At 66.4% G+C, this 14,545-nt stretch carries 18 protein-coding genes; 5 read left to right on the forward strand and 13 right to left on the reverse strand.

The annotated features are described in order from the left end of the window. The first annotated feature begins 28 nt into the window (after window positions 1–28). A complete protein-coding gene (locus AC2EAL_RS00895; RefSeq protein WP_484722289.1) occupies window positions 29–1,042 on the forward strand; it encodes an NAD-dependent epimerase/dehydratase family protein in 1,014 nt (337 codons plus the stop codon). Here the strand turns inward: AC2EAL_RS00895 and AC2EAL_RS00900 are convergent. From AC2EAL_RS00900 to folK, 13 genes are all read right to left on the reverse strand, one after another. Further along, window positions 1,039–2,262, reverse strand: coding sequence for an MFS transporter (locus tag AC2EAL_RS00900; protein ID WP_484722290.1), 1,224 nt, complete (start codon window positions 2,260–2,262; stop codon window positions 1,039–1,041). The genes AC2EAL_RS00895 and AC2EAL_RS00900 overlap by 4 nt on opposite strands. A 62-nt stretch (window positions 2,263–2,324) precedes the next feature. Then, window positions 2,325–3,044: a DNA repair protein RecO gene (gene recO / locus AC2EAL_RS00905; protein WP_484722291.1), complete on the reverse strand. Its 720-nt coding sequence runs from the start codon at window positions 3,042–3,044 to the stop codon at window positions 2,325–2,327. A 36-nt stretch (window positions 3,045–3,080) separates the two neighbouring features. Further along, the gene (locus AC2EAL_RS00910) at window positions 3,081–3,416 is read right to left on the reverse strand and encodes a DUF1491 family protein (RefSeq protein WP_484722292.1); all 336 of its coding nucleotides are present in this window, start codon (window positions 3,414–3,416) and stop codon (window positions 3,081–3,083) included. 126 nt (window positions 3,417–3,542) lie between these two features. Further along, complete coding sequence (gene era, locus AC2EAL_RS00915) at window positions 3,543–4,454, reverse strand: GTPase Era (RefSeq protein ID WP_484722293.1); 912 nt, start codon at window positions 4,452–4,454, stop codon at window positions 3,543–3,545. Between the two features lie 70 nt (window positions 4,455–4,524). Continuing rightward, window positions 4,525–5,214 (reverse strand): ribonuclease III, encoded by a 690-nt coding sequence (gene rnc, locus AC2EAL_RS00920; RefSeq protein WP_484722294.1) that lies wholly within the window; start codon window positions 5,212–5,214, stop codon window positions 4,525–4,527. A gap of 10 nt (window positions 5,215–5,224) precedes the next feature. After that, the gene (gene lepB / locus AC2EAL_RS00925) at window positions 5,225–6,025 is read right to left on the reverse strand and encodes a signal peptidase I (RefSeq protein WP_484722295.1); all 801 of its coding nucleotides are present in this window, start codon (window positions 6,023–6,025) and stop codon (window positions 5,225–5,227) included. Between the two features lie 84 nt (window positions 6,026–6,109). Further along, window positions 6,110–6,535: a holo-ACP synthase gene (gene acpS / locus AC2EAL_RS00930; RefSeq protein WP_484722296.1), complete on the reverse strand. Its 426-nt coding sequence runs from the start codon at window positions 6,533–6,535 to the stop codon at window positions 6,110–6,112. Continuing rightward, window positions 6,532–6,978 (reverse strand): hypothetical protein, encoded by a 447-nt coding sequence (locus tag AC2EAL_RS00935; protein ID WP_484722297.1) that lies wholly within the window; start codon window positions 6,976–6,978, stop codon window positions 6,532–6,534. The genes acpS and AC2EAL_RS00935 overlap by 4 nt, the downstream gene beginning before the upstream one ends. 2 nt (window positions 6,979–6,980) lie before the next feature. Beyond that, window positions 6,981–7,742 (reverse strand): pyridoxine 5'-phosphate synthase, encoded by a 762-nt coding sequence (locus AC2EAL_RS00940; protein ID WP_484723378.1) that lies wholly within the window; start codon window positions 7,740–7,742, stop codon window positions 6,981–6,983. Window positions 7,743–7,772: 30 nt separating this feature from the next. Then, window positions 7,773–8,456: a DUF2062 domain-containing protein gene (locus tag AC2EAL_RS00945; protein ID WP_484722298.1), complete on the reverse strand. Its 684-nt coding sequence runs from the start codon at window positions 8,454–8,456 to the stop codon at window positions 7,773–7,775. Window positions 8,457–8,519: 63 nt separating this feature from the next. Next, the gene (locus AC2EAL_RS00950; protein ID WP_484722299.1) at window positions 8,520–10,637 is read right to left on the reverse strand and encodes a RelA/SpoT family protein; all 2,118 of its coding nucleotides are present in this window, start codon (window positions 10,635–10,637) and stop codon (window positions 8,520–8,522) included. Between the two features lie 28 nt (window positions 10,638–10,665). Further along, the gene (gene rpoZ, locus AC2EAL_RS00955; protein WP_137111568.1) at window positions 10,666–11,019 is read right to left on the reverse strand and encodes a DNA-directed RNA polymerase subunit omega; all 354 of its coding nucleotides are present in this window, start codon (window positions 11,017–11,019) and stop codon (window positions 10,666–10,668) included. A gap of 110 nt (window positions 11,020–11,129) precedes the next feature. Further along, complete coding sequence (gene folK / locus AC2EAL_RS00960; RefSeq protein WP_484722300.1) at window positions 11,130–11,702, reverse strand: 2-amino-4-hydroxy-6-hydroxymethyldihydropteridine diphosphokinase; 573 nt, start codon at window positions 11,700–11,702, stop codon at window positions 11,130–11,132. Window positions 11,703–11,845: 143 nt separating this feature from the next. Here folK and AC2EAL_RS00965 point away from each other — a divergent pair, with 143 nt between their 5' ends. The 4 genes from AC2EAL_RS00965 (at window position 11,846) to AC2EAL_RS00980 (ending at window position 14,540) form a co-directional block, all read left to right on the forward strand. Next, window positions 11,846–12,421, forward strand: coding sequence for a LabA-like NYN domain-containing protein (locus AC2EAL_RS00965; RefSeq protein WP_484722301.1), 576 nt, complete (start codon window positions 11,846–11,848; stop codon window positions 12,419–12,421). A 52-nt stretch (window positions 12,422–12,473) separates the two neighbouring features. Next, window positions 12,474–12,902 (forward strand): YqaA family protein, encoded by a 429-nt coding sequence (locus AC2EAL_RS00970; protein ID WP_484722302.1) that lies wholly within the window; start codon window positions 12,474–12,476, stop codon window positions 12,900–12,902. 214 nt (window positions 12,903–13,116) lie between these two features. Then, window positions 13,117–14,070, forward strand: coding sequence for a 4-hydroxy-3-methylbut-2-enyl diphosphate reductase (gene ispH, locus AC2EAL_RS00975; RefSeq protein WP_484722303.1), 954 nt, complete (start codon window positions 13,117–13,119; stop codon window positions 14,068–14,070). After that, window positions 14,070–14,540 carry a hypothetical protein gene (locus AC2EAL_RS00980; RefSeq protein WP_484722304.1) on the forward strand — a complete coding sequence of 157 codons (471 nt, stop codon included), beginning with the start codon at window positions 14,070–14,072 and terminating at the stop codon, window positions 14,538–14,540. Before ispH ends, AC2EAL_RS00980 begins: the two co-directional genes overlap by 1 nt. The last annotated feature ends 5 nt before the right edge of the window (window positions 14,541–14,545 follow it).

The following is a 14,545-nucleotide window of genomic DNA, read 5'->3' on the forward strand; positions in this document are numbered from 1 at the left end:
GTTGACAGTGTAAAGACCGGAGCGGCCCATGCCCCAAACCGTCCTTCTGACCGGCTCTTCCGGCTTTATCGCCAAGCATGTTGCGCTGAAGTTCCTGAACGCCGGCTACAACGTCCGCGGCACGCTGCGGCGGCTGGACCGGGCGCAGGAAGTGCACGCCGCCGTGACGCCGCATCTGGTCGAAGGGGCCGGGACGCTCAGCTTTGTGCAGGCCGATCTGGAATCGGATGCCGGCTGGGCCGAGGCGATGGCCGGTGTCTCTGCCGTGATCCACACCGCCTCGCCTTTCCCGCTGGCCCAGCCCAAGGACCCCGCCGTCCTGATCCGCCCGGCGGTGGAAGGCACCGAGCGGGTCCTGAAGGCAGCCGCCGCCACGGGGGTGGAACGGGTGGTGCTGACCTCCTCCACCGTTGCCGTCCTGAACGAAAGCAAGCCCGACACCCTGCAGGACGAGGCCGACTGGTGCGACATCTCGCTGCCCTCGACCACAGCCTATGCCAAGTCGAAGACTTTAGCCGAACGCGCAGCTTGGGAGATCGCCCGCCAGCGCGGCCTCAAGCTGACCACGATCAACCCTGGCCTCGTCCTCGGGCCGCCCTTGGACGAACACTACGGCTCCTCGCTCGCGCTGGTCGAGCGCCTGATGAAGGGCAAGGACCCGATGTTGCCCGGCTTCGGCTTCCCCTCGGTCGACGTGCGCGACGTGGCCGAGATGCACCTGCGTGCCGTGCAGCGCTCTGAGACGATCGGTCGGCGCTATCTGGCGGCGGCGGGCTCCATGGCGATGGTCGACATGGGCCGCACGCTCAAGGCAGCCTACCCGACCCGCCGCATCGCCACGCGTGAGGCACCCGCCTTCCTCCTCCGCTTCCTGGCGCTGTTCGACCCGGCGATCAAGGCGGTCCTGCCCAAGATCGGCCATCTGGAACGCGTCTCGAACGCCCGCGCCGTCAGCGAAATGGGGATGGAGTTCATCGCGCCGAAAGCCGCACTCCTGTCCTCGGCCGACTGGCTGGCCAAGCACGGCAAGGTCTGGGCCTAGGCCGGAACGCCCCCGCGCGACGGCCTTTGCACCCCAAGCCGCGGGTGCATCCGCCCCGCCACCGCCCATGACGCGATGAGCCCCACTCCGGCGGCCACGAATATCCCTGGCAGGGGTGCCACCCAAAGGACCAGCCAGGCCGCCCCCGGCGTCAGGATCGACGACACATCGCGGAAGCTGGAATAGACCGCCGACATCTCGGTCCGCTCGCTGGGCTTGACCGACATCAGGAACGGCAGCCCCCCCACGACATCCAGCATCACCAGGAAGACCGAGGCCGCCATGCAGAAGGCGACCGTCGTCCAGGGCAGGAAGGCCAGAAGCCCCGCCGCCAGGAACAACAGCCCGCAAATTCCGAAAGCCGCCCGCACCGACCGGCGCACCGACATCCGCCGTCCGAGCCGGTTCAGTGCAGGCGCCGCGAACAAGAGCGCGTTCGAAATGGACAAGGCGATGCCCCCGACCTTGTCCCCCAACCCCGCCTCGATGCAGAAAATTGGCAAGTAGACGACATAGACCCACCAGCCGCAGGACCGCATCACCGCGAACATCCAGCCCGCGATCAGCCTCGGCTGCTTGAAGAACCGCCCCAGGTAGCCCACCGGGTTCACCGCCGGCCGCTTCGCCCGCTGGATCTGCTTGCCGTTCCCCAGCCGCAACACCCAGAACGCCGCCAACTGCGCCAACGCGAAGGCCCCCGCCAGCAGGAACGGCGCAGGCGCCCAAAGGTCATGCAGCCAGACGCCGGTCAGCGGCCCAATCGCCCAGGGCGCTGCGGCATAGAGCATCTGCGTCGACTGGCTGCGTCCCAGGTTCGCGCGGTCGACATAGTCCAGCACATAGGCGTTGAGACACACGAAGGTCGTCGCCGTCGCCATCGCGTTGCAGGCCAAGGACATCGGCACCGACCACCAGGTCCCCAGGATCGCCAGCCCCATGCCCACCAGATACAACAGGCACCCGCCCGTATAGGCCCAGCGCCGCGGGATCAACCGCGTGGCCCAAGGCACCAGCAGCCCCCAGGCCAGCGCCACGATCCCGGCCAGGAAATAGACCAGCGAGGTCAGCTGCGCATCCTGCAGCGCCGCATAGACCGCCAGCGGCATGGCCGAGATCAGCGTGCCCCGCACCGCCGCCTCCAGACCCGCGAGCAGGGCGAAATGCTCGATCCTGGGCGTTGGGCTGTGCGTCAGCGCCAGCGGAATGTAACGGTTGGCCATGTCCCGACTTGGACCGCCAGACCCCGGTTCCGTCTGTCACAAAGCCGACATACAACGTCGTATCATGCTGGCCGCGCCAGAAGGTCGACCAGCCGAGCCCGCGCCTCGGGCAGGGGCCGGTCGTGCAGCACCGGGCGCAGCTCGCGGTCCAGGAAGAACCCGGTCAACCGCAGGCCCGCGGACACCGCCTCCGGTGTCATCGGTCCCTCGCCCGCCAAGCCCTCCGGCAACGGCAACAGCCGGTCCGCCCACTCCCCTGCCCCCTTCGCCGTGACCGCACGCCCAGACTTCGGACTGACATAGGCCAGCCCTTCCATCGCGCCCGTTACCGCACAGGCGGTCAGGTCCAGCCCGAACCCGATCTCCTCCAACAGGCACAGCTCCCACCGGACATAGTCTGCGGTCCAGCCCGCGCCCCCCAGCGCGTCGAGCAGTTCCAGCGTCCGCGACCACATGGCCGGATGCGGCTCGCGTTCCGGCAGCGCCTCGTGCAACAGCGCGCAGACCGCCATCAGTCCCGCCAGCGCCAACCGGTCTACCAGAAGATGCGCACGGCTCTTCCGCGGCTCGACCGTAAAGCTGCCGATATGGTCATCCAGCCGCGCCCGCCACTCCAGCGTCAACCCGGTCCCTGGCTGCAAGCTGGCCGCCATCCGGCGCGAGGCCCCGCCCCGCACCACGCCCATGTGCCGCCCATGCGCCGCCGTCAGCACCTCGATGATCGCCGAGGTCTCGCCATGCGGCCGCATCGACAGAAGAATGCCTTCATCGCGCCAGTCCATGGCCGGACTATCCTGCGCCCGGGTCCGGGCCGCAACTCAATCCGACAACCCGTCCTCATCCAGAAGCGTGCGCCCTTGCCGGTCCTCCAGCTCGATCACCCAAAGGTCCGGGTCACGGCTGCGGGTGCGCGAGATCAGCGCATCGACCCCGGCCTCCGGACCTTCGGCCAGCACGATCCAGGCCCGCGCCCCGGTCATCAGGTCCGACCGCCGCTCAAACGCCCGCGCCGACCCGTCCAGCAGCGCCACCTTCACGACCACGGCCCCCGCCTCGGCATCGCCCTTCGCCGTGACATAGGCCGGAATATCCGCCAGCCGCAGCCGGGTAAGATAGGCCGAAACCCAGACCCCCGAGGCCAGCCGCACACTCATGCAGCTTGCTCTTTTGAAAAATACTCCCGCCGGAGGCTCCCCCGCAGCCCCAGGCGCACCGCATCAGACCCGGGACCAAATTCCTTCGAAGGAATTTGCAAAAGTCTTCGAAGACTTTTGGCCCCCTCAGGCATCGCCGTCCTTGAAATCCAGGCCCATCTCCGAATAGCGCTCGGCCTCTTCCAGCCAGTTCGGCCTGACCTTGACCTGCAGGAACAGGTGCACCGTCCGCCCCAGGAACTCGGAGATTTCCGCCCGCGCCGCCTGGCCGATGGCCTTGATCGTCTCGCCCCGGTTGCCCAGCACGATCCCCTTGTGCCCGTCCCGCGCGACATAGACCACCTGGTCGATCCGGGTCGTGCCGTCGGGCTTGTCCTCCCACTTCTCGGTCTCGACCGTAAGCTGGTAGGGCAGTTCCTCATGCAGGCGCAGCGTCAGCTTCTCGCGCGTCATCTCGGCCGCGATCATCCGCATCGGCAGGTCGGCGATCTGGTCTTCGGGGTAATACCACGGGCCCTCGGGCAGGTTTGCGCCCAGCCACTCCTTCAGGTCCTCGACCCCATAGCCCCGCTCGGCACTGATCATGAAGGTCTTGGCAAAGGGGAAGGCCGTGTTCGCCTCCTCGGCCAGGGCGAGCAGCGTCTCGGCCTTCACCCGGTCGATCTTGTTGATCGCCAAGGCTACGGGTTTCCCCTTCGGCATCTCGTCGCGCAGCCGGTCGATGATCGCCTGCGCGCCTTCGGTCAGCCCGCGATGCGCCTCGATCAGCAGGACGATCACATCGGCATCCGACGCCCCGCCCCAGGCCGCCTTCACCATCGACCGGTCCAGCCGCCGCCGGGGCCGGAAGATGCCGGGCGTGTCGACGAAGACAATCTGCGCCTCCCCCGCCATCGCGATCCCCCGGATCCGCGCCCGCGTCGTCTGCACCTTGTGCGTGACGATACTGACCTTCGCCCCGACCATCCGGTTCAGAAGCGTGGACTTGCCGGCGTTCGGCTCTCCGATCAGGGCAACAAAGCCCGCGCGTGTGGTCATGTGGTGGCAACCCTTTCCTCAAGCCGTCCCCATAGGCGAAACGGCCGCAAAAGGCCAGTTGGCTTTCCTGTCAGTCAGCCTGCCCGTCCATCCGCTCCAGCAAAGCCTTGGCCGCCGCCTGTTCCGCCACCCGCTTCGACCCTGCCGTCGCATCCGCTGCCTCGCCTGATGCCAGCGTCACCCGCACGGTGAATTGCGGCGCGTGGTCCGGGCCCGACCGCCCGGCCTCCTCATAGACCGGAGGCGGCATCCCCCTGCCTTGCGCCCATTCCTGCAGGCTGGTCTTCGCATCCCTTGCGTCCGGTTCCACCGCCGCGATCCGCGCGCCCCATAGCCGCAGGACCAGCGCCTTCGCCGCCTCGAACCCCGCGTCCTGGTAGACGGCCGCGATCACCGCCTCCATCGCGTCGCCCAAGAGAGCCTCTTTCCGGCGCCCCCCGGTCAGCATCTCGGACCGGCCTAGCTTCAGCACCTCGCCCAATCCGATCTCGCGCGCGACGTCGGCGCAGGTCTCCTTGCGGACCAAGGCGTTGAACCGCGGCGCCAGCTGTCCCTCGCGCGCGCCCGTATCCGCTGACAGCAACGCCTCGGCCATCACCAGCCCCAGCACCCGGTCGCCCAGGAACTCCAGCCGCTGGTTGTCGGGCCGCGTCGCCGTCCCGATCGAGGCATGCGTCACCGCGCGCACCAGCAGGTCGGGCTTCGCGAACTTGTGCCCCAGCCGGCCCTGAAAGGCCAACAGGTCCGCCGCCAGCCTCACCGGACCCCGCTCACTCGATCGCCTTGAAGAACCGGTCGCTGCGCCAGGTCCAGAAGAAGAACAGGCTGCGCCCGGCGGACGAGAAGATCACCCGGTCCGCCCGACCGATCAGGTACTTCGCCGGCAGCATGTCGACCCCGCCCACCGACTGCGGGAACCGGCTGTCGGTCGAGTTGTCGCGGTTGTCGCCCATCACGAAGTAATGCCCCTCGGGCACGGTGAAGACAGCGGTCGTATCCCCCGGCCCGCCCGTAACGATGTTCAGGATCGAATGCTTGCGGCCCTCGGGCAGCGTCTCGATGAAGCGCGACTTCTGGCAAATGCCGCCCTCGCCCACTGCGCCGTTCTCGCAGCGCGGGCGGTTGCGCATCGGGCCTTGCGGTTCGTAGATTTCTTCGAACACGCCATCCGCCACCTGCGGCGCAGCCTCGCCGTTGATGTACAGGATACCGTCCTTCATCTGGATCGTGTCGCCCGGCAACCCGATCAGCCGCTTGATGTAATCCGCTCCCGCCGTCGGATGCCGGAACACCACCACGTCACCCCGGACAGGGTCCGCCCCCAGCACGCGATCCTCGAACGGGCACAGCGATACGGTGGTGAACGGGATCTCGCAGGAATAGCGCGAATAGCCGTATGCCATCTTGTTGACGAACAGGAAGTCGCCGATCAGCAGAGTGTCCTTCATCGACTCGGACGGGATCCAGAACGGCTGATAGAAGATCGACCGGAACCCGATGGCGATCACCAGCGCCCAGAAGACGGTCTTGATGGTCTCGACGATGCCGCCGTCGGATTTGTCCTTGGCCATGTTGTCCTGCCTTTATTGCGTGCGCGCCTGTCGCGCGCGGGCCTTGCTGCTCTGGCGCTACATGCGCGCGGGGTTTGGCGGGAGTCAAGCGCGCGGCGGCTGAACCGCGCCGACCGGGCGGGCTTCGATCACCACGAAAGCCTGCGCCCAGGGGTGGTCATCGGTCAGCGTGACATGGATCACCGCCTCGTGGCCTGCCGGCGTCATCGCGCGCAGCCGCTCCGCCGCCCAGCCCGTCACATGCATCACCGGCTGGCCGGACCGCAGGTTGGTCACCGCCATGTCCTTCCAGGAAATCCCCATCCGCAACCCGGTGCCGAGCGCCTTGGAGCACGCCTCCTTCGCCGCCCAGCGTTTCGCATAGGTCGCGGCAATCGCCCTTGCCCGGCTTTCGGCCTTCTTCTGCTCGGCCTCGGTGAAGACGCGCTCCTTGAAGCGGTCGCCGTGGCGGGCGAGCGTGCCCTCGATCCGCTCGATGTTGCACAGGTCGGTGCCTATCCCAAGGATCATTCGGTGACCGCCTCGACCTGGCCCGAGGCCTGGTTGATCGTGACCGACAGCGTCCGGTCAAGGAAATCGGCGCTGTCCGGATCGTAGGCCCGGATCGGAAGGGCCACGGTCAGCCCGCGCGCCGGATCATAGGCGGCCTCGGCCGGTCCAAGGTCCATGCCGCCAAAACCATAGCCCTCGGTGGCCGAGACCATGCTGCACATCGGCAAGCCCAACTCGTCGCGCGGCGGATGCAGGATCACCAGGTGAAAGGCGGCAGCCGCAGGTTCGACCGTATCCAGCACCACAAGCCGAATCTCCCCGTTGGCGAAAAGCTTCGTGTTCGCCTCCCAGGGTTCGGCCACGGCCCAGACATTGGCCAGGTCGGTGCAAGCTGTCACCGTCACGGCGGCGGCAGGTAGCGGCATTAGCGCCAAGGCACCGATCAGGGCCAGCCGGGTCATCGTCACACCAGCCCGCGCGCCAAGTCCATCCGACGGCGCATCTCCTCGATCGCCGGCTCCAGCCCCCGGAAGATCGCCTCGCCGATCAGGAAATGCCCGATGTTCAACTCCATCAATTCGGGGATCGCCGCGATGGGTTCCACGTTCTCGTAGGTCAGGCCATGCCCTGCGTGCACCTCAAGCCCAAGGCTCGCCGCAAATTCGGCCCCGGCGCGCAAGGACTGCAACTCGCGTTCGGCCAGGGCGGTTTCCCCATCGGCCAGCAGCTCGGAATAAAGCCCCGTGTGCAGTTCGACTACCGCCGCGCCGATCCGGGCGCTGGCTTCGATCTGGCGCGGGTCATGGCTGATGAACATGCTGACCCGGCACCCGGCCTCACGCAGCGGAGTGATGTAGTCCGTCAGCCGGTTCTGGTCGCTGGCAACGTCCAGCCCGCCTTCGGTCGTCCGCTCCTCGCGCTTTTCCGGCACCAGGCAGACGGCATGCGGGCGGTGGCGCAGGACGATGGCCTGCATCTCGGCCGTGGCCGCGCATTCAAAGTTCAACGGCACCGTCAGCGCGGCCATCAGCGCCTCGATGTCCGCGTCGCGGATGTGACGCCTGTCCTCGCGCAGATGCGCGGTGATCCCGTCCGCCCCCGCCGTCTCGGCCAGCAGCGCCGCGCGCAACGGATCGGGCCAGGCACTCCCGCGCGCGTTCCGCACGGTCGCGACATGGTCGATGTTGACCCCCAGCCGCAGCTTGCTGACCTCACGCAATGGCATCGTCATGTCCGCCTCTTCCTGTTCCAGAAACTAGGGCGTTCCCGGCATGTCGTCATCAGCCTCGTCGCCGCCCTTCTCGCTGCGCCGCTTCAGCCTTGCCGCCGCTTCGGCAAGCTTGGCCCGCATCTTGCCGCGCCGCTCGGCCCGCTCATGCGCCGTGGCCGCGCGGGCCTTCTGGTAGGCCTCGACCAGCGGGATCGTCAGGTAATAGGCGATGGCGCTGATGATTATGGCCGGACCGAGCGCACCAATGAACCACGGCAGGTAGATCTCGTTCCAGAACTGGATCAGCCCGTCCCACTGCGCCTTCTCCGGCCCGAACAGGGCCATGAAGTTGAACCACAGGTCATGTAGGGCATTTTCCAGCGCGCCAAGGATGTATTTGGCGTTCAGGGGCGCCTCGATGCCAAGCATCCAGTGCCCCAGCCAGACCGCAAAGACCGTAAACGGCGGCGTGGTCAGCGGGTTGGTGTTGAAGGTGCCCAGCAGGGCGGCCAGCACGTTGCCACGCATCAACCGCGCCATCCCCCAGGCCGCCAGGAACTGCAGGCCCGGCAGCGGCAGGAAGCCGATGAAGAACCCGGCAAAGACGCCGCGCGCCACGCGGTGCGGCTGGTCGGGCAGGCGGCGCATCCGGTAGACGACATAGCGCGTGGCACGCTTGAATCCGGACCGTGGATAGACCTGCTCGCGCAGCCACGCCCCCCAACCCACCGGATCCCTGCGCTTGAAAACCAACTCTTGCCTCTCTCCCGATGCCCGGCCCGTTCTGCGGTCCTAGGGCCGCCGTGTCAAATCCCGATGACGCGAAATCTGGGCGACATCCGTCTCGGCTTCGAGGGCGGTCATGACCATGTGCAAGTGCTCAACGTCCCTAAGGTCCACGTCAACAATGAGGCGATAAAAGTCCGGTTTTCGGTCAGTGAAGCGGAGGTCGCTGATATTGGCCTTCTGCTCGCCGATCAGGGTGCAGATGCGGCCCAGAACGCCTGCGTCGTTCGAGATCGTCAGGTCCAGGCTGATGGTAAACACCGGCTTGTGCCGCCCCGAATGCCAGTGCAGGTCCACCCAGCGCGAGGTCTGGTCCTCGAACTCCTCCAAGGCCGGGCAGTCGATTGCGTGCACCACCACGCCCTGGCCCCGGTAGGTGATGCCGACAATCCGTTCGCCCGGCACCGGCTGGCAGCACTGCGCGCGGCGGAAGGCCTGGTCGGCCGTCAGCCCTGCTACGGGCCGCCCCGAATCGACCTCTTCCGCCACCGCCTGCGCGAGTTCGGGATACAGGATCTCCACCACCCGCCGCGCGGGCAGTTCGGCTGACCCCAGCCGCGCCAGAAGGTCGTTCTCGTCGGCCAGCCCCAGCATCTTGGCCGCCGTCCGCAATGCCTTGTCGGTGGCCTTCTTGCCGACATGGTCGAACGCCGCCCGCGCCAGCTCCTGCCCGAGCTTCACGAACCGCCCCCGGTCCTCCTCTCGCAAGGACCGCCGGATCGCCGCCTTCGCCCGGCCCGTGGTCACGATGTCGATCCAGCTGGACTGTGGCCGCTGCCCTTCCGCCGTGATGATCTCCACCGACTGGCCATTCTTCAGCCGCGTCCAAAGCGGCACCCGGATCCCGTCGATCTTCGCCGACACGCAAGAGTTCCCGATCCGCGTATGGATCGCATAGGCAAAGTCCAGCGGCGTCGCCCCCCGCGGCATCTGGATCACGTCGCCCTTCGGCGTGAAGCAGAACACCTGGTCGGAGTACATCTCCAGCTTCACGTGTTCCAGGAACTCGTCGTGGTCCTCTTCCTCCATCCGTTCCGTCAGGCCCGCGATCCATTTCGCCGGGTCCACCGCGAACGGGTTCTGCGCCCGCACGCCCTCACGGTACGACCAATGCGCCGCCACGCCCGCCTCGGCCACCTCGTGCATTTCCCGCGTCCGGATCTGCACCTCGACCCGCTTGCCGTCGCGGCCCGACACAGTCGTATGGATCGACCGATAGCCGTTGTTCTTCGGCTGGCTGATATAGTCCTTGAACCGCCCCGGCACCGCCCGCCAGCGCTGGTGGATCACCCCCAGGATACGGTAGCAGTCCGCCACCGACCCGCAGATCACCCGGAACCCATAGATGTCGGACAACCGGCTGAACGCCAGGTCCTTCTCCTGCATCTTCCGCCAGATCGAGTAGGGCTTCTTCGCCCGCCCGAACACATCCGCCTCGATCCGCGCCTTCTCCAGCTCGTGCCGGATATCGCCGCTGATCTGATGCACCACATCCCCGGTTTCCCGCTGCAGCGTCAGGAACCGCCGCATGATCGAGTTGCGCGCCTCGGGGTTCAGGACCTTGAAGGCCAGATCCTCCAGCTCCTCGCGCATCCACTGCATGCCCATCCGGCCCGCCAGCGGAGCGAAGATCTCCATCGTCTCGCGCGCCTTCTGGGCCTGCTTTTCCGCCGACATCGACTTGATCGTCCGCATGTTGTGCAGACGGTCGGCAAGCTTGACCAGGATCACCCGCAGGTCGCGGGACATCGCCATGAACAGCTTGCGGAAGTTCTCGGCCTGCTGACTTTCGGTGTTCGACAGCTGCAGGTTGGTCAGCTTCGTGACGCCATCGACCAGTTCGGCGACCTCTTCGCTGAACATCGCCGCAAGGTCAGCATAGGTCGATCGCGTGTCCTCGATCGTGTCGTGCAGAAGGGCCGTGACGATCGTCGCGTCATCCAGCCGTTGCTCGGTCAGGATCGCTGCAACCGCGACGGGATGCGTGAAATAGGGCTCGCCCGACTTGCGCATCTGCCCCTCGTGCATCTTCATGCCATAGGCATAGGCACGACGGATCAGGTCGGCATTGCAACGCGGGTTGTAATTGCGAACCAGGGCGATGAGGTCTTCGACGTCGATCATCACCGCCCCACTTGCGGGGAAACCCCCGTCAGAACTCGCCCTGGGCTTCCATCAAGGCGCGCAGCAGCTTTTCTTCCGACATGTCGTCGACCATCGGACGATCCATCTCGCCACCCATGAGAAGCGCCATCTGGTCTTCCTCGGGCTCGTCGACCTCGATCTGGGTCTGATAGCTTTCGATCATCCGCTCGCGCAGGACCTCGGCCTGCTGGGCCTCATCCGCGATCTCGCGCAGGGCGACCACGGGGTTCTTGTCGTTGTCGCGGTCCACCGTGACGGGCGAACCCGAGGCAATCTCGCGCGCCCGATGGGCGGCCAGCATCACCAGCTCGAACCGGTTCGGGACCTTGTCAACGCAATCTTCGACCGTCACGCGGGCCATGGGATCCTCCAATCGGGAAGCTTCGCTGGAAGTGGCCTGTTTATGCCGGGAGGTTCGGCTTGACAAGCGGCAAAACGGTCAAATTCCGGGGGTTTGGTCGCTGTTTTCGGTCACAAAGGCTTCACTTGCCCGACATCCGCCTCTGGCAGGGCCCCCAGCATCGCGGCCACGCTCTGGCCAGTGCGCGGATGCACCCAGCCCGGTGCGACATCGGCCAGGGGCACCAGCACGAAAGCCCGGTCCTGCAGCCGCGGATGCGGCAGGATCAGCCGGTCGGGAGCGCGCCTGGCCTGCAGGGCAGGGTCCAGGCCACGCCAATTGTCCTGCGTTTCCGCATCGGGCAGCACCGAATCGCCCAAGGCCAGAAGGTCGATATCCAGGGTCCGCATCCCCCAACGCGTTTCCCGTTTTCGGCCAAACCGTGCCTCGATCCGGTGAAGTACCGCCAAGGTTGACGTTGCGTCATTTTTCGGCCCGACGTCCAGAACGGCGGACGCATTCACATAATCCGGGCCTGCGCCCACTGGAAAACACGGCGTTGCAAAGAACCTGCTAACCGCAAGCACCGTAAGACCTTCTTCCGAAAGCGCTTTAAGCGCCAGCCGCAAGGTTTCTTCCGGGAAGACGCCTTCAAATGGCAGGTTTGCGCCTAGCGCAACCAAGGCGTGTATGGATTTCACCATGAGGGGGAACTTTTTCCTATACTTCACTTGTCGGAAACCCTGTCGGACTGCTATTCACCAAGAGTTAGCTGCGCGACATTACCTTCCGACGTGCGCAAAATTCGGACGATTACTCCGCGCGGCGACATTGAGGGGACCTTTGAATGTTTTACAAGGACGAACGGCTCGCGCTGTTCATTGATGGTTCGAACCTTTACGCCGCCGCAAAGGCGCTTGGTTTCGACATCGACTACAAGCTTCTGCGGATGGAGTTCATGCGTCGGGGAAAGCTTCTCCGCGCGTTCTACTACACCGCGCTGCTTGAAAACGACGACTACTCGCCGATCCGGCCGCTGGTGGACTGGCTCCACTACAACGGCTTCACCATGCGCACCAAGCCCGCCAAGGAATACACCGACAGCCAGGGACGGCGGAAGGTGAAGGGCAACATGGACATCGAACTTTGCGTCGATGCCATGGAACTGGCCGCGCGGGTCGATCATGTGGTGCTCTTCTCCGGCGACGGCGACTTCCGTCCGCTGGTGGAAAGCCTGCAGCGTCAAGGGGTTCGGGTGTCCGTCGTGTCGACCATCCGCAGCCAGCCGCCGATGATCGCGGACGAGTTGCGCCGTCAGGCCGACAACTTCATCGAGCTTGACGAACTGCGCGAAGTCATCGGCCGCCCGCCGCGTGAACCGCGTCCAGCGGTTGGCGAAGAGGTCGCGGTCGAGGCGAAGTGACCGGCCGCAAGGTCGCGTCCCTTTCCGGGGCTGGGGAGCCCGGGATCCCGACGTGATCGCTCTGGCCGGTCTGTTCCTCGCGGCGTTTCTCGCCGCAACGCCGGTTCCGTTCCAGTCGGAACTGGTCTTCCTCGGCCTGCAGGCCGCGGGATGGGATACCTTTTTGCTGGTCGTGGTCGCCTCGATCGGCAACACGCTTGGCTCCTGCATCACCTATGGTCTTGGCCGCTGGCTCTCTGACCAGCGCGACCACCGCTGGTTTCCCTTGAAACCCGTCCAGATGGCCCGCGCCGAAGGTTGGTGGTCCCGCTGGGGCCTATGGCTTCTCCTCCTGTCCTGGGCGCCCTTCGGCGACATGATCGTCGCGCTTTCCGGCGTGCTGCGCGTGCCTTTCCCGCTGTTCCTCCTCCTCGTCGCCATCGCCAAGACCGGCCGCTACATCGCGCTTGGCTGGCTTGGCGCGGCGGCTTTCGGCATCTAGACCCACCGCTCGTCGTAGCCCTTCGGGCCTCCTCGCTGGGGCGTCCTCCCGACGAGAAGCCGAAGGCGCACGAGGAGGCACTGGTTAACCAACCGTGAACGCCCACGCCCAACCCCTTGAAATCCCTTGACCCCGCGCCCTTGTCCTGCGTGGACACTCGACAGGTCCCGCCGCAGCCCGTAAACCTGTCCCAAACACTGCCGAAGGCCGCCCCATGCCCGACTTGCCCCCCCTCACCCTCTACCTCGCCGCCCCCCGCGGCTTCTGTGCCGGGGTGGACCGCGCGATCAAGATCGTCGAGATGGCGCTCCAGAAATGGGGCGCTCCGGTCTACGTCCGGCACGAGATCGTCCACAACAAGTTCGTCGTCGACGCCCTGAAAGCCCAGGGGGCGATCTTCGTCGAGGAGCTGGAAGACTGCCCCACCGACCGCCCCGTCGTCTTCTCCGCCCACGGCGTCCCAAAATCCGTCCCGGCCGAGGCAAACCGCCGGAACATGATTGCCGTCGACGCCACCTGCCCCCTGGTGACGAAGGTCCACAACGAGGCCGCCCGCCACCACGAAGCCGGCACCCAGATGATCTACATCGGCCACGAAGGCCACCCGGAAACCGTCGGCACGATGGGCCAGCTCCCGCCCGGCGAGGTCCTGCTGGTCGAGACGGTGGAGGACGTCGCCACCCTCCAGGTCCGCGACCCTGCGAAACTTGCCTTCATCACCCAGACCACTCTCTCGGTCGACGACACCGCCGAGATCGCCGCCGCCCTCAAGGCCCGCTTCCCGAAAATCCACGCCCCCGCCCACGACGACATCTGCTACGCGACCACCAACCGCCAGGCCGCCGTCAAAGCCGTGGCCCCGAAGATCGACGCCCTCCTCGTCATCGGCGCCCCCAACTCCTCGAACTCGAAACGCCTGGTCGAAGTCGGCTCTGCCGCAGGTTGCCCCTATTCCATGCTGATCCAGCGCGCCGCCGACATCGACTGGCGCGCCCTGGAAGGCGTCCGCGCCATCGGCCTCACCGCCGGAGCCAGCGCCCCCGAGGTCCTCGTCAACGAAGTCGTCGACGCCTTCCGCGCCCGCTACCAGGTCACCGTCGACCTCGTCGAGACCGCCGTCGAGGACATCGAGTTCAAGGTCCCACGCATCCTGCGTGAGCCCGCCTGATGCTGAAGCCGCTCGTCCTGCTCCTTGCCCTCGCCCTGCCTTCCCAAGCCGACGAACTCGCCCCGGTCCTGGCCGATTACTGGACCAACAGTGGCAGCCTACCGCCCGAATACGCCTGGGAAACCAGCATCCTGATCCGTGAGGACGGGCAGCTGGAGCTGAAGCACTGCACGGGCTATGAGACGGAAGGCCCCGCCTGCAAGCTGCGCCGGGCCAAGGTCCCCGAAGCCGCGCTGGACGCGATCCGGGCCGCAGCGACCGAAAGCGGCCTGGTGAAGAAACCCGCCCGCGAGACCGACACGCCCATTGTCGGCGGCGGGCTGACCTGGGGCCGCGTCAATCTTGCCGAGGGCACCATCGACCTGCCCTCACAGCCCGCCGAGGCGGATGCCGAACGCGTGGGGAAGGTGCTTGCCGCCATCGCCGCCGCCATTCCGCCGCGCTTTGACCGCTTCATGGATCCGGACTGACTGGC

Source organism: Tabrizicola sp. T74 (assembly GCF_057219935.1).